We start from the raw sequence: 23,221 nt of genomic DNA on the forward strand, positions 1-23,221 counted from the left end.
AATGGAAAATTCAAGGAGGAAACAAAGTGATTACAGGAGAAATTAGAAATAAAGTAGATAAAATATGGGAAACATTTTGGTCTGGGGGAATTACAAACCCATTAACAGTAATAGAACAATTTACTTACCTATTATTTATAAAAGGACTAGATGAACAAGAGACAACGAAAGAGCAGGAAGCAGAGTTTCTTGGAACGGAACATCAAGGCCTGTTCCCTAAAGATAAGCAGCATTTACGCTGGAGTCATTTTAAGCAGATTGGATCAGCTGAAGAAATGTATGAAGTCGTATCAAAAGAAGTATTCCCTTTCATTAAGAACCTACATGGCAAAGAGGATTCTGCTTACTCAAAATACATGAATGACGCAATGTTTATGATACCTACGGCTAATATGCTTTCTAAAATTGTTGATGGTATTGATAACATTCCTATGAAAGACCGCGATACAAAAGGTGATTTATATGAGTATTTACTATCAAAAGTAGCAACCTCTGGGACAAATGGACAATTTCGCACACCACGCCACGTTATCGATATGATGGTGGAACTTATGAAACCAACCCCGGAAGATGTCATTATCGATCCGGCAATGGGATCAGCTGGCTTTCTTGTATCAGCAGCAGAATATTTACGAAAAAACCAAAGTGATCTGTTTTTAGTGCAAGGCTTAAAAGAGCATTTTAACAACACGATGTTCTACGGAAATGATATGGACAGAACGATGTTGCGTATTGGGGCAATGAATATGATGCTTCACGGCATTGATAACCCTAATATCGATTACCGAGATTCTCTAGCAGAAGTAAATAAAGATAAAGAACAATATACTCTTGTACTAGCAAATCCTCCATTTAAGGGTTCATTAGATGAAGAAGGAGTTTCAAACGAATTATTAAAACTTACAAAAACAAAGAAAACCGAAATCCTATTCCTATCACTATTCATCCGTATTCTAAAAGCTGGTGGTCGTGCCGCTGTTGTTGTACCAGATGGTGTCTTATTTGGAAGCTCAAAAGCTCATAAAAAAATTCGAAAAGAAATTATTGATACTCATAAACTAGAAGCGATTATTAAAATGCCTAGTGGTGTTTTTAAACCCTATGCTGGAGTATCTACCGCAATCATGGTTTTTACTAAAACAGGGGCTGGTGGTACTGACAATGTTTGGTTCTATGATATGAAAGCAGACGGCTATTCACTCGATGATAAGAGAAGTCCTATTGAACAAAATGATATCCCTGATATTATTGCTAGATTTCATAATCTACAAGATGAAAAAGAAAGAAAACGAACAGAGCAATCCTTTTTGGTTAAGGTTGATGAATTGCGTGAAAATGACTATGACTTGTCTATTGATAAATATAAAGAAATTGAGTATGAGGAAGTGGAGTATGAGTCCCCACAAGAACTAATTCAAAGAATAAAAGGTTTAGAGGATGAAATTTTATATGGGATAAAAAATTTGGAGGAAGTGTTGAAGTGAAAATAATTAAATATAAGATTTCAGAACTTCTCAAGTTTCTACCCAAATCAAATATAAAAGCTAGTGAAGGAAAATTGAAAGGTGAATATCCATTTTTCACATCTAGTAATAAACAAAATAAATTCTTAGATTATTTTGAGGTTGACTGTGAAAGTATAATAATTGGAACTGGTGGAAATGCTAATATCCATTTTTCAAAAGGTCAATTTTCTGTATCGACGGATTGCTTTATTTTACAAGCTCTCAATCGAGATTTAATAAATATGCAATATATATATTACTATTTAAGAGGCAATATTCATATATTAGAAAACGGATTTAGAGGTGCCGGACTTAAACATATCTCAAAGAAATATATCGGAGAAATAAATATACCTGTTCCTCCTTTAGAATATCAGTTAAAGGTAGTAAATATTCTAAATGAAGCTAAATCCTTAATTGACAAACGTAAAGTACAAGTGGAGGTATTAGACCAACTAACACAAAGTGTGTTTCTAGAGATGTTTGGGGACCCACTTCGAAATACTAAACAATGGACTCTGTTAGAGTTTAGTGACATATGTGATACTCGTTTAGGAAAAATGTTAGATAAAAAAAAACAAAAAGGGCAAAACACAAGACCATATTTAGCAAATCGAAATGTAAAATGGGGACATTTTATATTAGATGACCTGCCTCAAATGGACTTCCTCGATGAAGAATTAGAAACACTATCTCTCAAAAAAGGAGATTTACTTATCTGTGAAGGCGGGGAAGTTGGTAGAACTGCAATATGGGAATGGGATAATAAGAGCATCTATTTTCAAAAAGCTCTCCATAGAGCAAGAATAAAGAATAACCTTGCAACTCCTGAATATCTACAGAGTGTGATGCAATATTTTGCAGGTAACGGGGGGTTCAAAGACTTTACTTCAAAAGCAACTATCGCACATTTAACTGGGGTCAAATTAAAGAGAATCCCAATTCCTAATCCACCTTTAAATAAACAACAAGAATTTACAGCAATCGTTCATAGGATACGTCAAGAAAAGTCTTTACTGCTAACTACCCTTAGAGAACTAGAAAACCTATTTAATTCGATAATGCAACGAGCCTTTAAAGGAGAATTATCAATCCAAGAAAAAATTTTAAAGACTAAATAAAGGAGGGGTAATATTGGCAACAAACTTTGGCTTTCTTAAAGAAAAACCTAAGTATAAAAATTTCAATAATGCCTGCCTAGAAGCAGAGAAAGCTCTTATTGTTAGCCCTGCGACGTGTGCGATTTTGTCACGTCGCGCACTTGAGCTTGCGGTAAAATGGCTTTATAGCTCTGATAGTGAATTAAAAGTACCTTACCAAGAGAATTTATCAAGTTTAATTCACGATTCTAATTTTCTAGCTATCATTGATGATGATTTACTCCCTTTGTTGAAGTACATTGTTAAGTTGGGAAATGTATCAGTCCACTCCAACGCAAGCATCAATCGTGATGAAGCAATATTATCTCTGCACAATTTACATCAGTTTGTAGCTTGGATAGATTACTGTTACTCAGATGAATATACTGCGAAGGAGTTTGACGAGTCCTTACTACAACATGGTAAAGAGAAACGTGTAAGACCAAAAGAGCTACAAGACTTATATGACCAGTTAAGCTCTAAAGATCGTCGTTTAGAAGAAATGATGAAGGAAAATGAAGAGCTTCGAAAGGTAAATACAATTAAACGGGAAATAAATACAGACCAATATGATTTTGAGGTTGATGAAATAAGTGAGTTTGAAACAAGGCAGAAGTATATTGATCTTGATTTAAAATTAGCTGGATGGGAATTCGGTACGGATGTTGCAAAGGAATTTGAAGTGACAGGAATGCCGAATAATCAAGGTATTGGTTTTGTTGATTATGTACTGCTTGGTGATAATGGTAAACCTATAGGTGTAGTTGAAGCAAAACGAACATCAAAAGATCCTAATATCGGTAAGCAACAAGCGAAACTATACGCCGACTGCATTGAACAAAAATATGGGCAGCGTCCCGTAATTTTTTATACCAATGGTTTTGAAACCTATATCTGGCATAAACCCTATCCACCAAGAAGGGTATCTGGATTCTATAATAAAGCCGATTTAAAGCTTGTTATAGATCGCCTCACAATGAAGCGTGAACTGAAAAATATTGAAATTAACGATGATATAACGAATCGTTACTATCAAAAGGAATCAATATTAGCAGTTTGCGATGCGTTGGAACGAAATCAGCGAAAGATGCTGCTAGTTATGGCGACAGGTAGCGGGAAAACAAGAACAGCTATCTCGATTGTGGATGTCCTTTCTCGCCATAACTGGGTGAAAAACGTTTTGTTTCTAGCAGATCGTAAAACACTTCTACTTCAGGCAAAGAAAAACTTTAATAATCTTTTACCTAGCTTATCGTTATGTAACCTCTTGGATAACAAAGATAATCCTGATGAAAGTCGTATGGTCTTCTCAACCTATCCAACTATGATGAATGCCATTGATGAAGTCAAACGTAAAGATGGCAAGAAGTTATTTACTATTGGTCATTTTGACTTAATCATTATTGATGAATCTCATAGAAGTATATATAAAAAGTATCGTTCAATTTTCAACTATTTTGACGGTATGCTGCTTGGACTGACTGCTACCCCAAAAGATGAAATTGATAAAAATACGTATGAGGTATTTAACATGGAAAGTGGCACTCCGACGTATGCTTACGAGTTAGAAAAAGCGGTTGAAGATGAATATTTGGTTGATTACAGAACCATCGAAACAAGGATGAAATTCCTTGAAGAAGGTATCCGTTACGATGATTTATCAGATGAGGAAAAAGAGTTATATGAAGAAACATTTGAAGATGAGGTTGGAGATGATATTGATAGTGGAGCATTAAATGAGTGGCTTTTTAATGCTGACACAATTGATACCGTTCTCAAGAACTTAATGGAAAAGGGAATACATGTTGAAGGTGGAGACAAACTTGGCAAAACAATTCTCTTTGCGAAAAATCACCAACATGCGTTAAAGATAGTTGAAAGATTCGATGTTTTATTTCCAGAGTATGGTGGAGAATTTGCGAAAGTCATTGACTATAGCGTGAATTATTACCAAAGCCTAATTGAAGATTTCTCAACAAAAGAAAAAATGCCTCAGATAGCTGTTTCAGTTGATATGCTTGATACTGGTGTAGATATTCCTGAAGTGGTTAACCTAGTATTCTTTAAAAAGGTCCGGTCAAAATCAAAGTTCTGGCAAATGATTGGTCGTGGAACACGTTTATGCCCAGACCTACTGGGGATAGGGCAGGATAAAACTCATTTCTTAATATTTGACTATTGCGGTAACTTTGAATTCTTCAGAGAGAATCCGAAGGGTATTGAAGGAAAAGCTACCGAGAGTTTGACGGAAAAACTGTTTAATTCAAAAGTTGAAATTATAAAAGAACTTCAAGGGATCGAATATCAAACGGAAGATTATATTTCACACCGTAGCGAAATCATTAATGATGTGTTTGCCGACATTAATGCATTGGATGATGAAAATTTCCGAGTTCGTCAACACTTGCAACATGTTCATAAATATAAAAATAAAGCTAATTGGAACTCATTAACGGTAATGAAAGTAAATGAAATTAAAGAGCATGTTTCTCATATCATCGTACCATTTAATGATGACGAGTTTGCTAAACGTTTTGACTTAGTAATGTACACTATTGAGTTAGCTAAATTACAAACAAAGAATGCTACTAAGCCAATACGAAGTGTGGTAACAACTGCAGAAGCATTGTCTAAATTAGGAACAATACCACAAGTAGTAGAGCAAAAGCCTATTATTAATAAGGTTTTAACTGAAGAGTTCTGGGAAAGTGCTGATATCTTTGAATTAGAAAGAGTTCGTGAAGCACTACGTGACCTAATCAAGTTTATTGAAAAAGAAAAGCAAAAAATGTACTTCACAAACTTCAAAGATCAAGTATTAGAGGTAAAAGAAAGTGGTCCGATCTTCCACACCAATGACTTACAAAATTATAAGAAGAAAGTACATCACTATCTTCAACAACATAGAGATGAAATAGCAATCCACAAGCTTAGAAATAACAAGAAGCTTACTGATCAAGATATAAAGACGTTGGAAAGTATTCTTTGGAATGAACTAGGAACTAAAGAAGATTACGAAAAGGACTTTGGGGATACTCCTATTACTAGGCTCGTAAGACAAATTGTAGGATTGGATCCTCTAGCAGCAAATGAAGCTTTTTCGGAGTTTCTAACCAACGAAAAACTTAATATCTATCAAAGTAGGTTTGTGAAACTTATTGTGGATTATGTCGTGAAGAACGGAGTAATAGATAAGAAAGTGTTACAGCAAGACCCATTTAAGTCAGTCGGAAGTATTGTTGAGTTGTTTAAGGATAATATGGACGATGCCCGTAAGATTATTGGGGTTATTGATGAGATAAATCGAAATTCGGAAGAGATTGCCGGAGCTTAACTTATAACAAATTACTACTAAGAAAAGGCACCTAAAGATACTTTATTTAGGTTGCCTTTTTTATATTCATATTGTGGAATGGGAGAGGAAGTTTACATGATAAACTTACAACTAACTAATGACTATTTGACGGAAGAAGAAATAGAAAAATTAAAGATACTTTTTAAAACTGACGATACTGAAGAATTCAATTTAGCAATCAAAAATATTGCAGTGGCAGCGTTGACCGAATACAAAGAAATGTTACTAGGTAAAGGGTTACCAACTAGGGCAGACGAAATTAAACAGCACAGACTTTTGCATCTAATCAAGCACTATTTTCAAGGGAGAATTCCAACAGAGGCAGAGGTATCGTCTATGTTTCAATTAACAGAGACAGAAAGTAGAGCATTAATAAGAAATGTAAGAACAAGATTTCGGTATCAATTGGAATCTGAAATATTAAATACACTTCAGCAAACAATTGTCTCATCTGAATTTAACAATGATACTTATCATGTTGTAATACAATCAGATAACGTGTTAGAAGAGCTTAATAGATTAGTTAGTACAAATGCACCGCAATTAGATCCCATTTCTAAAGTTAGAGGCAGTGCAAGGAAGTATCAAATCTCAGAAGATACCTATGAATTATTAAACAACGCATTGGGCATTAACCAAGAAGTAGCTGTAACGGAGCAAGAGGATGAATAATGAGTTAAATTCAATCTTAAATGACTCTTTTGATGCAATAAGTATCCTATTAGTATTTGTAACTGTTTTATTTGGTATTAGGTATCCGGAAATAAAAATGGTTTTAGACGAACCATTGGAGACCGATAAACCTAAAGCATTAGAAAGACAAAAAAAGAATATTAAAAATGTTTTGCTCATTAAGTGGATACCTGTTTTGGCAATGAGTTTTATAGTGGTATATTCTATGACCCCTTTAGCTTTTAATACTATAAGTCAGTCATCGATATCTTTTTTTAACTTTGACTTTATAAGAACTGCTTTTGTTTTCATATGGTACTTCAACATTGCTTTTCTCCTTGTCTCTATATTGTTATCAGTAAAACTTATTCAAAAAATTTTAGAATAGGAAAATTTGGGGAGTATCATAAGTTTCAAATCCTATCAAACTTATTTCAAAAAAAATTAAAGTTTACCGATTAAATAGTGAGAAAAAGCAGGGGAGGAAAATAGTAATGGAGTTTAAAAAGTTCTTAATGAATGAATATAAGCTTGGTGAGAAATCTGCCCGTGATTACGTAGGTCGTTTTAATGGATTAGTTAACAAGGGTATCTATAACGGGGAATCAGTAGTAACTCCCAGTATTGAAACAGCTATTGAAAAAGAATATAAGGGTTCAAAAGGGCATTATATGCTTGCTTTAAAAAGATATATTGAATTTCAAAGTGAAAAGTGTTTGTAAGGAAGGTTAATAGGAATTAAATTCAGAGGTACTTATATTAAAGAAGGTGGAGAAAACCATGGCAATTTATTTTGAAAAAGAAATTAATGATCGAAAAGCTATATATGATGCTGCAGAAAAATGGAAAAATGAATGCCTACTTAATGATAGATCGTTAATATGGGATGGAGAATCTGTTTGGACTCTTACGAACATTAATAAATTTAAATCTATATTTGTAGAAAACCCTGATGAGTCTGGAGACAATTTTGATAGCAAATTAAAGAAACAGCTAGAAAATGAGTCTGAAGGTATATATAAGTTGGCAATTGAATTAATATTTATTTATTATATTTTCCCTTACAATCGTTCAATCAGTTACAAAACTAAAGTGGACAAATTAGAAATGATTGCTTCATGGAAGGGGCTTAAGCTAGATCCATCACAACCAGTATTTGAAGGTTTAAAGAAAGGGTTAGGTGCTACAGGTACATTTTATAACACCAGTAAGTATATTGAGATATCTTTCTTGTGTTTAGTAGCCCGAAATTTTAAAGAGCAACCTCTAGGAGAACGTGAGGATATCTTAAAAAATGCATTTAACTTAAAAAAATTTGCAGAAAAAACTCGTAAATCGGTAGGGAAAAGAGTACAGATGCAGCATATCTTTCTACATTTGCTGCTTCCAGATAAATTTGAACGTATTGCTAGTTGGGGGCACAAAAGTAAAATAGCAAAGGCTTATTCAAGTATAATCGAAGATAGCTCTATTTCTGACACAGACGAAAAGATATTTCTAATTCGAGAAAAGTTACAAGAGAAGTATTTAAATGAAAGAATTGATTTTTATAGAACACCAATCGTTGAAGGATGGAGAGAAAGTGAAAAGACAAAATCATCTTCAACCGGTAATGGTGGCAATACATCTTATACAGGTGATGGCACTGAAAACAACCCTAAGATTCCTCAGGTTGATTTTGATGTAACCCCATTCCTCGATGGGTTAATATTCGAAAACCCTGAAGTTCTTATAGATCAAATTACTACAGCAATAAGGAATGGTAAACACATTATCTTTACTGGACCACCTGGAACAGGAAAATCAAAATTAGCTAGTAAGATTTGTAAAATGCATCGTGTGCAATCAAAAATGGTAACCGCAGCTTCGAATTGGTCCACTTATGAAACCATTGGAGGATATCGTCCTGATCATCAAGGGAATTTATATTTTTGCGAGGGAATATTCTTGGATTGTGTAAAAGATAAGGAAACCCACCTGCCTAAAAATACGTGGCTAATCATTGATGAAATTAACCGTTCAGATATAGATAAGGCATTTGGTTCATTATTTTCTGTCTTAACTGGAGACGAAGTAACACTCCCATTCCAGTCTAAAAGCGGAGAAACTATTGTGATTAAACCACAAGGAAAATTAACTACAATCCAACCAAATAATTATACATATGTAGTTCCAAATGATTGGCGTATCATTGGGACAATGAATACAATTGATAAAGCCTCTTTGTATGAGATGAGCTACGCATTCATGCGTAGATTTGCCTTTATTCCGGTTGGAATACCAAAGAATATTACAATTGAACTGATTGAACAATATTTAGCTGCTTGGAACATGTATATATATCCAAACGCTGATATCCTAGTAACTATATGGAAGTTGATTAATAAATATCGAAAAATTGGCCCAGCCATTGTTGAGGATATCGCAAAACACACACTAGATAACGACGATTTTACTTCTGCAATCATTCTTTATGTTTTACCTCAATTTGAAGGGATTCCTTTTAATAAAATAAAAGAGTTCATTGCACAATTGACTGTTGAAACAGATGCAATAATTGATTTGAAGCAGCTAAATGACTTTGTGGATGATTTCTTTGATACAGGTGTATTCGAATGAGTGTAAAAGAAGATGAATTGCTTGAAGAAATATCTGGATTTCTCCACGGTTATTTAAAGGCAGGAAAAGTAAAGTTAAATTCATTTATATCCAAGATGAATACAAATATATCAAACATTGAACAACTGTTAACCATTCGCTTTTTGCTTAGAGAAGAAACAAAAGAGTTTGTTAAAGAACTGCCAACATTAATAAAACGTTTTAAAACAACAACCATCTTGGAGAATGAAACTTATTATGGAGAAGTAAGAGGGCAAATTGATTGGGCGCAGACAATAAAAGAACGGGTGGAGCGTAATCCAAAGGATAAAATAGTGTATTCGATAAATGAAAATATCCGTTCTTATAATACTCCTGAGAACTTAGTTCTTAAAGAACTATTGAGAATACTATACAATGTTTTATTTAAAGACAATTATATTAAGGGATTTGAAAATAGAGAATGGTTTGCAGAGTGGCAAGGTATAAAAAGTTACTTAGCCCATACATACAAAAAGAATATTTACTTACAACGTGTAGATTCTTTTTCAGTATCCGATCGAATTATAGAAAAGACATTAAGTCATCGAAATAAGTTGTATCGAAACGCTGCAAAATTATTAGCATCTTATCGGAAGTTAATGAATGGAAAGTATAGCGAACAAGACATTAAGAATGTTCTTCAAGAAACATTTATAGCACCTGATAAAATAGATTTATTATTTGAACTTTATTGGGTTATACAACTGATTAAGAGTAACACCGATGAAAGCCAGCTTCATTTAATGGACGGATCACAAAACCTAGTAGCCTCTTGGGACACTGAGTCTTATATTTTTAAACTTTATCACGATTCAACTGGTTCGGGTAAAGTGAAATTCAGTATATCGATTGATGAAATATCTGACAGTAGTAATGCTTATCTAAATCGGAAATATCAATCATTTACAAGAGCGAATATCTTGGCATATGAGTTGTTTGGAAGAAGCACATCTGACTTTCTATGGCAAGGTCGTCCTGATTTTTTACTGGAGGTATCTGATAGACAGACTTCTAAGATTGTAAAAATAATTATTGGTGAGGTAAAGAATACTTCGAGAATCGATTATGCAATTACTGGCCTAGAAGAGTTGTTAGATTATTTGCATCTGGTTAAGGACAGTAAAGGGGATTACATATTAGGTGGTCCTATCCCTGTACATGGGCTACTGTGTGTTGGGGATGTGCCAATAAAGTCTTCGACTTCTGAATTAATAAAAATTGCAAAGTATAAGGAAAGTATTATGTCTTCAAGGGGATTGGATGAATTTAGTTTAACCTATGAGAATAGGTGTAAATGAAGACTACAATTTTGACTCGAATTATTTTATTTGTAGGAGAAATAAGTAACGCCTTCACTTTTATAAAAGGGCGATATTAGCGAAATTATCAACAGGAAAAGATAAAAAAACACGATGACTTTTCGAACCTTTTATATCATGATACTGAGTTTTTTGCTGAATAATATAAACTAAAGAATTCAAATATTGCTTAAAAAACGCACGCATACAGACATATCCTGAACATTATTGAGACTTATAATAATAGCTATTTGATAGAAAGTGGTGACTGAAGTGGATGAAAAACAAGAAAGAGTAATCTTTTACAAAGATGTTTACGATATACCAAGTATTGATGACTTTAATGTTGAGTTTAAAATAAATGATACAACTGTTTATACTAAAAACAATCAACTAATTGTTGAATGTATTAAAACAATCGACAGTATTGATAGTCTATTGGAAATAAAACGTTATACTAGACCAGATTTACTAGTAGTTCAAGGTATCTTGTGCTATTTTACGGGACATCTATTTACAATTTATGAATTAAAAAAGGGTGAACATCAGATAGTAGAAAATGGAATTAATCCTTCTAAGAATATAGAGTGCACCATTTTTTCCTTAGAAGGAATGGATCATTCAAAGGATTTAAATTTATTACTTGAGAAGTTTAAAGATAAACGTTTTAAAACGTTAATTATTACTTTATTAGATAGATGGAGAAAAGCACTTTATATGGTTGCTGAAAGTGAAGTGAATACTTATCATGACGAAGCAATTCTAACGCATTTTCATATTCTAGAATTGCTCGTAAGCTGTTATTATAATGATTTTAAAGTGGAAGCTAATGAAGAGATTAAGAGTTTTCTAACATTATTCTCTTCAGAGATACTTAATCTAAGTGGTAAAGCTAGAGAAGATACTATTAATAATAAATTTAGAATCTTAAAGGAAGTACTAATTAACGATGAAGCCTCAATCTCTACAAAGATAAATTATTTTTTAAAAAGGCATTCTATGTTAGACGACCAAACATACTCCTTTATTAATAAAATTGTTAAAATACGAAATTCTATAGCACACGGTCGAATGTCATATAAAGAGAAGTTAATCTGGCCACTCCCTCCTTTCTTCAACATTTCAAGTGTTGACACTCAAACGATCATTTCTCAAGTTCAAATTTTGACTGCAAGAGCTATTGCTGCGCATTTGGGTTTAGACTCTTGGAAAGAGGCTTGGGGGTTCATTCATAATACTCTACCTCCATCAGACGAAGTACTTATGAATTTCATCAAAAATCCCGATGAGCATCAAAAAATAACTGGTACAGACCTAATAGAGGGTACTTATAAAAATATTACTGTGGAATCATTAGTAGATTACTATATTGATAATAGAAGTAAATTTAGCTTAACTGAATTAGGTCAAGTACTATCCAAGCCGTTGATTGAAGTACCAATAAATGAGGAAAATAGTATACCATTATTTCTAGCGTCAGTATTACTAAGTGATTCGGATAAGGAAGAATTATCTAGTATTTCAAAAAATAACGTGGAACTTGTTCATAAATATGACTGGTATGGATATTCCAACATAAAAGACATAGTGCATTATTTTGATTATTACGATATTGAGGTCAAATGGTTATATTCATGGATAGAGGATGGCGGTCATATTGAAGCTAGAAGGAGCTAAATATATAAGAGTTACTGAAAACCACAACCCTAAGTGTCCTGAACATCCGGAGATGTGTTAATAAACACTCAAAACCATATGGATTGTAAATAAGTCAGAGAGATATAGAAAAATCCGATTAATAGGTTTAGTGGTTATATGATATTAAATACTCTCGCCTTAGGGATGGCATGATGTGATAGTTGATCAATCATTTGGTATATAGTTTTTGGGCCGAATTGATAACAAAATGCTAACAAAAGATAATTAATATTAAAGGGGCTTCTCAATAGTTAATAAAATTTTTGGTGAGCCTCTTTCTTTTTGCATTATCTTTCACTAAAAAGATAGGGTGGTTTTAGTAAATAATCTAAAATGGTTATTAGAGGATTTTTTTTATTGGAGGAGGAGGTTTAAGAAGAATGCTTGAAATTGATGGTAAAGATATAACCGAATTAAGTGATAGCGATTTAAGATCTCTAATCGGACTTCTTTGTGAGGCTGAACTTCGTACCTACGGATTACCTACAGCAGGAGTGACATGGGGGGGACACCAAAACGCTAAAGATGGTGGTATTGATGTCAGGGTTGACCTTTTATCTCCTATACATGCTGATAGTTTTATACCAAAATCTCAAACGGGTTTTCAAGTGAAAAAACCAGATATGCCAAGAGCAGAAATTATTAATGAAATGCGACCAAAAGGTAAGCTTAGACAAGTTATAAAAGATTTAGTAGATTCAAAGGGAGCTTATATTATTATTAGTAGCCAAGGCTCAACCGCTGATTCGGCTCTCAAAGACCGTAAGGAAGCTATGTTAGACGCATTGTCTGACTACCCGACTAAAGATGATGTAAAAGTAGATTTCTATGATCGAGAACGAATTGCTGGTTGGGTACGTAGTCACCCTGCTTTGGTTCTATGGGTAAGAGAAAAAGTAGGAAGGCCAATACAAGGATGGAAAACATATGAGAATTGGGCAAATTGCTCATTAGGTGTTGAAGAAGAGTATTTGTTAGATGAACATGTTCGGTTATTTTTCGAACCCAAATCCTATTCAGAAGGTTTATCAGCATGTGGTGGAATAAATGAAATAAGAAATATTCTTCAGAGGCCAGCATCGGCAGTTCGTTTAGTAGGTCTTTCTGGAGTAGGAAAAACAAGATTACTACAAGCATTGTTTGATGAAAGAATAGGAGAAAATCCCTTAAACAAATCATTAGTAATTTACACGGATATTAGTGACAGCCCGAACCCAGACCCTATTAACTTTGCTGAAAGACTAGTTGCTCTAAAATCTCGATTTATTCTTGCAGTAGATAATTGTCCACCAGATCTGCATAGGCGATTGGGTCTAATATGTTCGAAGCCCAATAGCTTAGTAAGTCTAATAACAGTTGAATATGATGTTAGTGATGACCAACCAGAAGAAACCGAGGTTTTTCGCTTAGAACCAGCTTCCATTGATTTAGTCGAAAAAGTCATTTTAAAAAGATTTAGTCATATAACAGAAGTAGATGCACGGAGTATTTCAAACTTTTCTGGAGGAAATGCTAGGATTGCAATTGCCTTGGGAAACACAGTGAAACGTGGAGAAAACTTATCAGAGTTAAAAGATAATGATTTATTCATTCGTTTATTTCAACAGCGAAATGAGCCCAATATGCCACTATTAAGAGCAGCAGAGGCGTGCTCGTTGGTTTACTCATTTAATATACAACCTTCTGAGTATGCAGAAATAGAACTGCTAAGTGAATTAGTAGGTATGGGTGTTCAAGAAATGTATAGTAATGTAAGTGAGTTAATGCGGCGTGATCTGGTTCAAAAGCGGGGGGAGTGGCGTGCAGTACTTCCCCATGCAATTGCTAACAAACTCGCTCAAAGAGCTCTAGAAAACATACCAATTGAAAAAATATGTAGCCTATTTGAAAACAGAGGTAATGAGAGGATTTTAAAATCATTCTCTAGAAGATTAAGTTATCTACATGAAAGTGAAGAAGCTCTCAAAGTATCTAAAAGATGGTTGATGGAAGATGGATTACTCGGAGATGTAAGTAATCTTAACGAGTTGGGAGTAACACTGCTCAGAAATATTGCTCCATTAAATCCAGAACTAACACTTTCTGCAATAGAAAGAGTAATTAAGTCTAGTAAGAATAAAAAGTTTTTTACGCGAGACAATGCTTTCTATAATGAATTTACAAATCTTCTTAGATCTTTGGCCTATGATAAACATTTATTTATTCGCTCAACTAATTTACTTTGCAAGTTTGCACTTTCGGAGAAACCAAATGAAAATGTAAATTCCATTAGAAATTTACTAAAGTCTCTTTTTTATATTTATCTTTCCGGGACCCATGCTTCGGCAGATCAAAGACTAATTACAATAAAGAAATTAATAGAATCCGATATTGAAGATGAAGTTGATTTAGGAGTCTCGTTATTGGATGCAGCTTTAGTAACAACTCATTTTAGTTCATCTTACATCTTTGAATTTGGAGCACGACCTAGAGATTATGGATATAAACCAACAAACAGATTTGAAATACAAAAATGGTACAAATTTTTTATTGATTACTCTCTTAAAGTGGCAAATTCAGAAAGCCCTTTTGCTTTTAAAGCAAGAGAATTACTGGCCACAAATTTTAGAGGGCTTTGGGTAAATGGAAGATTATATGGTGAACTTGAAGATGTCTCAAAAATTATTTCTTCAAAAAGCCCTTGGAGAGAAGGCTGGTTAGCCGTAAAAACAACCATGAGATTTGATGGAGAGAATATGGAGCCAGAGGTATACAAAAGATTAAATGAATTAATAGTGCTTTTGGAGCCGAGATCTTTAATAGAACAAGCAAAATTCTATTCAATGTCAGGAAGAAGCATTTATGATTTGGTCGATGCTGTTAATGATATAGATAATGATGAATATACAACTGTAGAGCAGAAGATTCATCAAATTGGGAGTGCGGTTGGGTCCCATGAGGAAACTTTAAGTGGATTATTGTTGGACATTCTGAGTAATAATGGGCCTGGACTATTTAGTCTTGGGCAAGGAATAGCAGACGGTTCTACCAATCATGAAGAAACATGGATTCGTTTTTGTAATAAGTTATCCTATATAGATGCTTCAAAACGCAACTATCAAGTACTCCGAGGCTTTTTAAATAGATTATCAGAAATTGATTTTTCCTTTACACAAGAAATACTTGATCAATCCGTAAAGGATCCAATTCTAGCTCCTATTTTTCCATTATTACAAATAAGTGTAAAGATTGACTCTCGTGGTGTAAGTAGATTAAGACAATCACTTGAATATGGAGAAGCTCCTATTTGGCAATATAAAAATATAGCATATGGTAGAGTTCATGAAACTATAAATGATGAAGATCTTACGGAATTATTAGAATTAATATCACAAAAAGAAAATGGACTAGAAGTATCCATTGAAATATTAAACATGAGATTACATGGTATTTCAAAAGAAACTCCTATTAGTGGTTGTATATTATATGCCGGCCAGAAACTTTTGTTAGAATATAAATTTTCAAAAGAAGACAATAACAAAGCCCACTATGATTATGAATTATCAAGAATTATTCAATATTGTTTAAAGGGGGCATCCGGAAAAGAAAACGCTAGGAGATTGTGTGAAAAGCTTGCAAATGGATATGAAAAATTTGAAATTTTCCCATCAGATTTTCAAGGGGTTTTGTCTTCTTTATCCGAGACACAGCCTGAAGTATTCCTTAATGAATTTTTAGGTGAAGAGCAAAAGCTGGATGGTTGGTTAACCGAAGCACTTTCTAGAGAAGGGAAAGTGCTATCAAATATAAATGACGATATTATTAAAAAATGGTGTGAAGTCAGTTCAACAACTCGTTATCCAGTTATTGCACGTGTCATAAAGCCTTTTCAACAAATTACTAAAGATAGTTCAATGGAGTGGACACCTTTAGCTAGGTGGATAATGGATAGTTTTTATGACCCGGTGTTAATATTAAATATATTTAAAAAATCATTTCACCCAAGAACATGGTGGGGTTCTCGTGCAGATAGGTTACAAAGTTTCTTGTGCTTAATAACTAAACTGAAAAAGCACAGCAACCTGGTTATTAAGCAATGGGCAACGGAGGAAGAAGAGAAGTTTAAAGAAGTTATTCATCGTACAAGGGATAATGAATTGAACATGGAAAGACAAAAAAATGAACGTTTTGAGTGATTAAGGGAAGATAATTTTTTGAGGTCTTTTTTAAGACACTTCTTAAATGTTTTCTAGCGAGTACTCTCTAGGTGAGGATGGTATGAAAAACGGAACGGTAACATAATTGTTTTGGTTTGCTAACATTTTGCTAACGCAATCCAGTGAAAAACAGTAAAATCCCGTTAAAGATGTTACAGTAAGAATTTAACAAAACCTTGATTTATCGCACTTTACGCACATTAAGTTAAAGATATTACACACTCTCACCTTAGGGGCGGCATGATGTAATCATCATCCCCATTCTCTGGAGCAATCCAGATAAAAGTGGTCATTCCTTATGGAGTGACCACTTTTTTTGCGTTCAGAGAGAGTTGACGAGTTTAGAAAATCACCTGATAGGTAAAAAGTATGATAAAAAGACATCCGTAATGAAACTATTTACGTATGCTCCATGTGACTTCTACTTTTTACTAAACTAAAGCAGGTGATAACATGAACTATTTAACCATGAAACTCAGAACGCTGGTAGAACGAGTCATTGAAGGAGACGAACGGGCAAAGGAAGAATTCGAAAGGCGATGGGGAATCCCCTGGGAACAAGTAGGGACGGTACCGATATCCATGGATAAGAACCAAAGGGACTGAAATGGTTCTATCCATCCCTCTTATGATAAAGTATGGATACAACAGTTCAGAAAGAGGGTTACCGATGACAGTCAAACAATACTATCAAGATGCCTATATGAAAACCTTTCAAACATCCATACAGGATCAACGGCAGGATGATTCAGGCTGGTACGTCGTATTAGAAGAAACAGCTTTCTATCCAACAGGCGGTGGCCAGCCCCATGATACGGGAACATTAAAGGATAAGCGGATTATCAATGTGGAAGAAGTGAACGGAGAGATCCGTCATTACATAGAAGAACCATTTGAAGATATTTCAGGGGACGTAAAAGGACAGATCGATTGGGACAGACGCTTTGATCATATGCAGCAGCACGCAGGGCAGCATATCCTGTCTGCAGCATTTGCGGAAGCATTACTATATGAGACGGTCAGTTTTCACTTAGGGAAGGAGGTTTTAACCATCGATTTGGACGTGAGTGATTTAACTGAATCGGAAGCTCTGGAAGCAGAGGCATTAGCGAACCGTGTCATTCGAGAGAGCAGATATATTGAAACAAGATGGGTAACAGAAGCGGAATTGTCCCAATATCCATTAAGAAAGCAGCCAACCGTCACCGACGATATCAGATTAGTGATGATACCGGATTTTGATTACAACGGATGTGGAGGTACACATCCGCGTTCTACGAGTGAAGTCGGGGCGATTAAGATACTCGATTGGGAAAAGCATAAAGGCCATATTCGATTGCAGTTTGTATGTGGGGACCGGGTACTGAATCAATTACACCGTAAGCATGGACTACTGAAAGAGCTAACCGTTGTGCTGCAGGCGCCTGAAGAAAATATGGTACCGACCGTCGAGCGAATGGTTGCCAAGCAAAAAGAACAAGAGAAAGCATTAGAAGGGTTGAAAGAGGTTCTCTTAACGTATGAAGCACAAGGATTACTTGGGGAGGGAACTTCACAAGAAGGCTATACATTAATCAAAAAAGCTTACTCGGACCGCTCCATCCAAGAGCTTCAAAAAATCGCACAGCATATCGTCGCTAAGAGAGAAGAAGCAATTGTGTTATTGGTTGTTCAAAATGATCATAAGCTTCAGCTCGTAGCGGCGAAGGGTTCCTCACCGAGCGCCAACCTACGAGAGGTCGCGCAAAAGGTCTTCCCGTTGATCAACGGGAAAGGTGGAGGGAATAAGTCGTTCGTTCAAGGTGGGGGAGAAGTTGTTATGAGTAGGGAAGAGCTTCTTGAGACGTTGGTGAATCAGCTATAGTTGAAAAATATTTCATTGGGTGAAAAAGACATGAAAACTAATCATTGAAATAACTTGCAATTTAATATATGAATAATTACAAATAATGCATAAAGTTGGAATTAAAAGGTTATTTTCCTTTAGATAAGGGAAATAACCTTTTATAATGTCTAGGTCATTAGTTCTGTGATAATGAACATCTGGAGGTCTTAAGTCTTATTTCAACGCAATTATGAAACATTAACGGGTGTCGTTCGTTAATGTGGTTAATGGGAATGGGAAGCGAAGGTTTGAAGATATAAATATCATAAAACTATTAAAGTTGCTGTTTCTTAAGGTTTGTATAATGTTAGTCTCATTTTGCTAAGCCATTGGTTCGTTGGTTCCAGACGCAGGTACTACAATTGGGGGAGCTTAATAGGTTCCGGTAATTTCTTTATTATGAAATCCATACAAGGAAAGGCACTCAAACGGAGTATTCGAACAGGATAAAAAAAGCATCTGATTCTATAGAGAATTCGGCAAAGAAAATTTGAAAAAGAGCTAGGAGATAAATTGAAATCGAGATTGGGTGATATATTTTTGGATGAGAAAAACAACCTTTCTTTTAAAGAAAGCAGGATTCTACATGTAACGGTTTCTATAATGATTGTTACATTTTTATTTAGTGCTTTACCAGAATGGTATACTCCACAATTCATAATGAACAGTGTTGTGTCTAGCATATTGGTCATCATTATTGTGGTTTCTTGGAGACTAGTGGAACTTAAAGTGAGGTATTTTTCTATACAAAGCTATTGTTTGGTTTTTAGTCTTTCCTTTTTGTTTGCCCAGCCGCTTATTAAATACTTCTGGCAAGAAGGAAATTCCATATGGTTTTTCTTATTAGGGATTTGGGGAGCGGGCTTTATTATTACAACTCTCTTAAAGGAGAATATTTTTCAAGCCTTTTCAAAGACTTTCGAAAATAGGGTTAGCGTGGCCTTTCATATTGTAGTCTTTATCTGCATAACTGTTGGTCCAATGTTTATCATTATCGGAAATGCAAATGATTTTAATAAGAATATTTCATATGGCTCAGTGCTATATTTAATGTCGGCTCTATTGCAAATAACATTGCCTGCTTTTTTGAAGCATCCGAAAGCTATATTGTCGAAATAAACTTAATATCCCACGAGTAAGTTGTAATTCATATCAAGCTTGTCTACATATAGATCGTATTTAGGTACTTTAGAAGATTCTACTCATTGTGTTTTTTATGCTATATACATAAAAATAAAGGGGGAGACCTTGAATGCTGAACAAACACAAAAAAGCCTTGAATAAAGCGAAATTCAAAAAGAAAATTTCCAGAACCATAGGGTCAATAATGGTTGATACCATATTGGCGACGGATGCGATTACACCAGGTGAAGAGTTGGTAGGTAAGGTTGCACTGAGAAGCAAAAAAGGATTACAAGAGATTGAACGCATCAATGTTTCCCTTTTGCAACAGTTTATGACAATGGATAATCATATCAGTAATCTGCCTTTACACTCGGTGGAAATAAGGTTAACCGAGGAACAAAGAAATGCAGATGAAGTGACCGTGCCCTTTTCAATGACCGTTCCCCTGTACGTCCCTCATAATATTGGAAAGCGCCAGTGCTGGATTCAAACAGATGTAGACATTGCGTATAAATTAGATCCTCGTGATCTTGATTTTATCAACGTGAACCCTCATCCAATCACGACGAAAGTAAATAAAATCCTAATTGAACGATTGGGATTATTGAAAACAAATCGGGAAGAGGTCATTTATTATTCTGGTTTTGGTGGGAGATTCGTCATTGATAAACGGATTCTCAATCATCCACTATACCCCATGTTATCAAAACGTTCCGTTCCACTTGTCCATGAGCTGGAGTTCTTCCCCCCTGATGAGTTTAAGGAAAAGTATAAAGAGATTGAGATTATTTATGACATTCATCCTGAAGGACTGGACCTTTATGTCGAATTGCAATACTTTATAAGAAAAAATATTGGTGGTTATTTTGAGAGAGAGGCTCTTAGGGAGAGAGGGATGGACGAAGTCATTCACAAAATAAGCTTTTCAAATGAAGAGCTCGAAATGGAAGAGGAGATTGCGTCCAAAATACTCGACCTTCTTAAAAAGGCTGAAGAACCAGTAGAGTTACGGGGCAATTGAATTTAATCAAACGTTTGTTTAAATCAAATGCTACGTATATTAAAGAACGGACATGCACCCCATGTCCGTTCTTTTCAACCCAAAACATTCGATATCCCACCCAAAATTGGTTAAAATAGAAAAGACATTACATGTTCGACAAATGGCTTCAGCTTAAAGGAGAGAAATACATGACGCACTATGCGGATGATAGTTTAGCTTTACATACAGATTTGTATCAGATTAATATGACGAAGGCGTATTGGGATGATGATTTCCATAATCGAAAGGCTGTTTTTGAAGTGTTCTTTCGAAAGCTGCCTTTTGGGAATGGATATGCGGTGTTTGCCGGGCTTGAACGGATCATTGAATATGTGAAAAAGTTTCATTTCTCTGAGAGTGATCTTGAGTATTTAAGGGAATTGGGCTATGAAGAGGAGTTCCTTCAGTACTTAGCGGAACTTCGATTTACGGGGACGATACGTTCGATGCAGGAAGGGGAGATTGCGTTCGGGAATGTTCCTCTTATCCGTGTGGAGGCTCCCTTGGCACAAGCTCAGTTACTGGAGACGGCGATCTTAAATATCGTGAACTATCAAACCCTGATTGCGACGAAGGCGAATCGAATTAAGCAAGTGGTCCGGGATGAAGTCGTGATGGAGTTTGGGACGAGACGGGCCCATGAGCTGGATGCGGCCATTTGGGGGACGCGGGCTGCTTATATTGGCGGTTTTGATGCGACGAGTAATGTTCGGGCGGGTAAGTTATTTGGGATGCCGGTATCAGGCACCCATGCCCATTCAATGGTTCAGGCTTATCAGGATGACTATCAAGCCTTCCATAAATATGCTGAGAGCCACAAGGACTGTGTGTTCTTAGTGGATACCTACGACACATTGAAATCGGGTGTACCCACGGCCATCCAGGTAGCAAAAGAGCTTGGCGACCGGATTAATTTTAAGGGTATTCGTTTGGACAGTGGTGATATGGCTTACTTATCCAAGAAAGCCCGTAAAATGCTTGATGAAGCAGGTTTTACCGAAACCAAGATCATTGCGTCAAATGATCTGGATGAATATACGATTCTGAATTTAAAAGCCCAAGGAGCCCGGATTGATGTGTGGGGTGTGGGGACGAAGCTGATAACAGCGTATGATCAGCCTGCACTAGGAGCCGTATATAAACTCGCTTCCATCGAAAACGAGTCGGGGGAAATGGAAGATACGATTAAAATATCCAGTAATGCTGAGAAAGTCTCAACACCTGGACTCAAAAAGGTTTATCGTATCATCAATACGGTTAATCGTAAATCAGAAGGGGAATATATAGCCTTAGAGCATGAAGATCCTCAAAATGAAAGCCGACTGAAAATGTTTCACCCTGTGCATACCTATATTAGTAAATTCATCACCAACTTTGAAGCGAGAGAGCTTCACGAGGATATTTTTAAAGACGGGGAGCTGGTTTATACATCTCCATCATTAGAATCAATGAGGTCCTTTGTGAATGAAAACCTCGACCTGCTGTGGGACGAGTATAAACGTTCCATGAACCCAGAGGGATACCCCGTGGATTTAAGTGAAGAATGCTGGACGAACAAAATGAATCTGATTCAAAAGGTTAAGGCAAATGTAAAAGAGAAATTCAACAAAACGCTGTAAGCCCTCTAAAAGATGGGTAAATTAATCAGATCGAGGAATTATGATAAAACCTAAATGGAGTGTGAAAACATGGATTCTCTTCAAAAACAAATTGTAGAAGAAATGATGGTGTCCCCGGACATCAACCCGCAGGAAGAAATACGCCGCAGTATTGATTTTATGAAATCGTACTTGAAAAAGCATTCATTTTTGAAAAGCTTGGTCCTTGGCATTTCAGGTGGTCAGGATTCCACTTTATTAGGGAAACTTGCACAGATGGCAATTAACGAGATGAACGAGGAATCCAATTCATCAGATTATTCTTTTTACGCCGTGAGACTTCCCTACGGTGAGCAGGGAGATGCCGAGGACGCCATTGATGCAGTGGAATTCATTCAACCGACCGTTTCTTTGACGGTGAATGTCCAGCAGGCAGTAGATGCCAGCGTCGAAACTTTGAAGAAAAGCGGCATCGAGCTTTCCGACTTTGTAAAAGGAAACGAAAAGGCACGTGAGCGGATGAAAGTTCAATTCGCCATTGCTGCCATGAAGGATGGTGTTGTCCTGGGTACCGATCATTCTGCTGAAGCGGTTACCGGCTTTTATACGAAGTACGGTGATGGAGCGGCAGACCTCGTTCCCCTTTTCCGTCTGAACAAACGACAAGGGAAGAAGCTCTTAATGGAACTTGGCTGTCCGGAACATTTGTACAAAAAGAAACCAACGGCGGACCTTGAGGAAGACCGTCCGCAAATTCCGGATGAAGAGGCCCTTGGTGTCACTTACGATCAGCTGGACGATTATCTGGAAGGAAAAGAAGTGCCTCCTGAAGCAAAGAAAGCAATTGAAGGTCATTACCTGAAAACACAGCATAAACGTCATCTGCCTGTAACGGTGTTTGATGATTTTTGGAAATAAGAATGGAATGAAGCCAACTCTCAGCATGCGGGGTTGGCTTTTTATTTTGTCTACGTATTTTGACAATCGACAGAAACGGACGGTAACAGACCCACGAGTACTTATATCCTACCAAATCCCTAAAATTTCTATATTATTTTTCCATTTTAT

At 35.7% G+C, this 23,221-nt stretch carries 16 protein-coding genes; all 16 read left to right on the forward strand.

What is annotated here, in order from left to right:
- The first annotated feature begins 26 nt into the window (after positions 1-26).
- The 16 genes from ACOSV2_RS21215 (at position 27) to nadE (ending at position 23,071) form a co-directional block, all read left to right on the forward strand.
- On the forward strand, positions 27-1,484 hold the full coding sequence (locus ACOSV2_RS21215) for a type I restriction-modification system subunit M (RefSeq protein WP_060674643.1): 1,458 nt from the start codon (positions 27-29) through the stop codon (positions 1,482-1,484).
- Entirely contained in the window at positions 1,481-2,626 is a 1,146-nt protein-coding gene (locus ACOSV2_RS21220) for a restriction endonuclease subunit S (RefSeq protein WP_428976778.1), read from the forward strand. Before ACOSV2_RS21215 ends, ACOSV2_RS21220 begins: the two co-directional genes overlap by 4 nt.
- Positions 2,627-2,639: 13 nt before the next feature.
- Positions 2,640-5,978 carry a DEAD/DEAH box helicase family protein gene (locus ACOSV2_RS21225; RefSeq protein WP_428976779.1) on the forward strand — a complete coding sequence of 1,113 codons (3,339 nt, stop codon included), beginning with the start codon at positions 2,640-2,642 and terminating at the stop codon, positions 5,976-5,978.
- A 96-nt stretch (positions 5,979-6,074) separates the two neighbouring features.
- On the forward strand, positions 6,075-6,671 hold the full coding sequence (locus tag ACOSV2_RS21230) for a hypothetical protein (RefSeq protein ID WP_428976780.1): 597 nt from the start codon (positions 6,075-6,077) through the stop codon (positions 6,669-6,671).
- Positions 6,664-7,059 (forward strand): hypothetical protein, encoded by a 396-nt coding sequence (locus ACOSV2_RS21235; protein ID WP_428976781.1) that lies wholly within the window; start codon positions 6,664-6,666, stop codon positions 7,057-7,059. The genes ACOSV2_RS21230 and ACOSV2_RS21235 overlap by 8 nt, the downstream gene beginning before the upstream one ends.
- A 106-nt stretch (positions 7,060-7,165) precedes the next feature.
- A complete protein-coding gene (locus ACOSV2_RS21240; protein ID WP_428976782.1) occupies positions 7,166-7,393 on the forward strand; it encodes a hypothetical protein in 228 nt (75 codons plus the stop codon).
- 58 nt (positions 7,394-7,451) lie between these two features.
- Complete coding sequence (locus ACOSV2_RS21245; protein ID WP_428976783.1) at positions 7,452-9,290, forward strand: AAA family ATPase; 1,839 nt, start codon at positions 7,452-7,454, stop codon at positions 9,288-9,290.
- The gene (locus tag ACOSV2_RS21250) at positions 9,287-10,609 is read left to right on the forward strand and encodes a hypothetical protein (RefSeq protein ID WP_428976784.1); all 1,323 of its coding nucleotides are present in this window, start codon (positions 9,287-9,289) and stop codon (positions 10,607-10,609) included. Before ACOSV2_RS21245 ends, ACOSV2_RS21250 begins: the two co-directional genes overlap by 4 nt.
- A 273-nt stretch (positions 10,610-10,882) precedes the next feature.
- Entirely contained in the window at positions 10,883-12,286 is a 1,404-nt protein-coding gene (locus ACOSV2_RS21255) for a hypothetical protein (protein WP_428976785.1), read from the forward strand.
- A 401-nt stretch (positions 12,287-12,687) separates the two neighbouring features.
- On the forward strand, positions 12,688-16,482 hold the full coding sequence (locus ACOSV2_RS21260; RefSeq protein ID WP_428976786.1) for a hypothetical protein: 3,795 nt from the start codon (positions 12,688-12,690) through the stop codon (positions 16,480-16,482).
- A 474-nt stretch (positions 16,483-16,956) separates the two neighbouring features.
- The gene (locus ACOSV2_RS21265) at positions 16,957-17,109 is read left to right on the forward strand and encodes a hypothetical protein (protein ID WP_428976787.1); all 153 of its coding nucleotides are present in this window, start codon (positions 16,957-16,959) and stop codon (positions 17,107-17,109) included.
- A gap of 64 nt (positions 17,110-17,173) precedes the next feature.
- Positions 17,174-18,367: an alanyl-tRNA editing protein gene (locus ACOSV2_RS21270; RefSeq protein WP_428976788.1), complete on the forward strand. Its 1,194-nt coding sequence runs from the start codon at positions 17,174-17,176 to the stop codon at positions 18,365-18,367.
- Between the two features lie 561 nt (positions 18,368-18,928).
- Positions 18,929-19,507, forward strand: a complete 579-nt coding sequence (locus tag ACOSV2_RS21275; protein WP_428976789.1) for a hypothetical protein — start codon at positions 18,929-18,931, stop codon at positions 19,505-19,507.
- 133 nt (positions 19,508-19,640) lie between these two features.
- A complete protein-coding gene (locus tag ACOSV2_RS21280; protein ID WP_428976790.1) occupies positions 19,641-20,534 on the forward strand; it encodes a sporulation protein in 894 nt (297 codons plus the stop codon).
- A 170-nt stretch (positions 20,535-20,704) separates the two neighbouring features.
- Entirely contained in the window at positions 20,705-22,174 is a 1,470-nt protein-coding gene (locus ACOSV2_RS21285) for a nicotinate phosphoribosyltransferase (protein ID WP_428976791.1), read from the forward strand.
- A gap of 69 nt (positions 22,175-22,243) precedes the next feature.
- Positions 22,244-23,071, forward strand: coding sequence for an ammonia-dependent NAD(+) synthetase (gene nadE, locus ACOSV2_RS21290; protein WP_428976792.1), 828 nt, complete (start codon positions 22,244-22,246; stop codon positions 23,069-23,071).
- Positions 23,072-23,221 lie beyond the last annotated feature (150 nt).

The organism is Rossellomorea sp. DUT-2 (assembly GCF_052665285.1).

What these genes read in the sequence shown, in the direction of transcription:
- ACOSV2_RS21230 (WP_428976780.1), top strand. Translation starts at nt 6,075, where the DNA reads ATGATAAACTTACAACTAACTAATGACTATTTGACGGAAGAAGAAATA.
- ACOSV2_RS21235 (WP_428976781.1), top strand. Translation starts at nt 6,664, where the DNA reads ATGAATAATGAGTTAAATTCAATCTTAAATGACTCTTTTGATGCAATA.
- ACOSV2_RS21240 (WP_428976782.1), top strand. Translation starts at nt 7,166, where the DNA reads ATGGAGTTTAAAAAGTTCTTAATGAATGAATATAAGCTTGGTGAGAAA.
- ACOSV2_RS21245 (WP_428976783.1), top strand. Translation starts at nt 7,452, where the DNA reads ATGGCAATTTATTTTGAAAAAGAAATTAATGATCGAAAAGCTATATAT.
- ACOSV2_RS21250 (WP_428976784.1), top strand. Translation starts at nt 9,287, where the DNA reads ATGAGTGTAAAAGAAGATGAATTGCTTGAAGAAATATCTGGATTTCTC.
- ACOSV2_RS21260 (WP_428976786.1), top strand. Translation starts at nt 12,688, where the DNA reads ATGCTTGAAATTGATGGTAAAGATATAACCGAATTAAGTGATAGCGAT.
- ACOSV2_RS21265 (WP_428976787.1), top strand. Translation starts at nt 16,957, where the DNA reads ATGAACTATTTAACCATGAAACTCAGAACGCTGGTAGAACGAGTCATT.
- ACOSV2_RS21270 (WP_428976788.1), top strand. Translation starts at nt 17,174, where the DNA reads ATGACAGTCAAACAATACTATCAAGATGCCTATATGAAAACCTTTCAA.
- ACOSV2_RS21280 (WP_428976790.1), top strand. Translation starts at nt 19,641, where the DNA reads ATGCTGAACAAACACAAAAAAGCCTTGAATAAAGCGAAATTCAAAAAG.
- ACOSV2_RS21285 (WP_428976791.1), top strand. Translation starts at nt 20,705, where the DNA reads ATGACGCACTATGCGGATGATAGTTTAGCTTTACATACAGATTTGTAT.
- nadE (WP_428976792.1), top strand. Translation starts at nt 22,244, where the DNA reads ATGGATTCTCTTCAAAAACAAATTGTAGAAGAAATGATGGTGTCCCCG.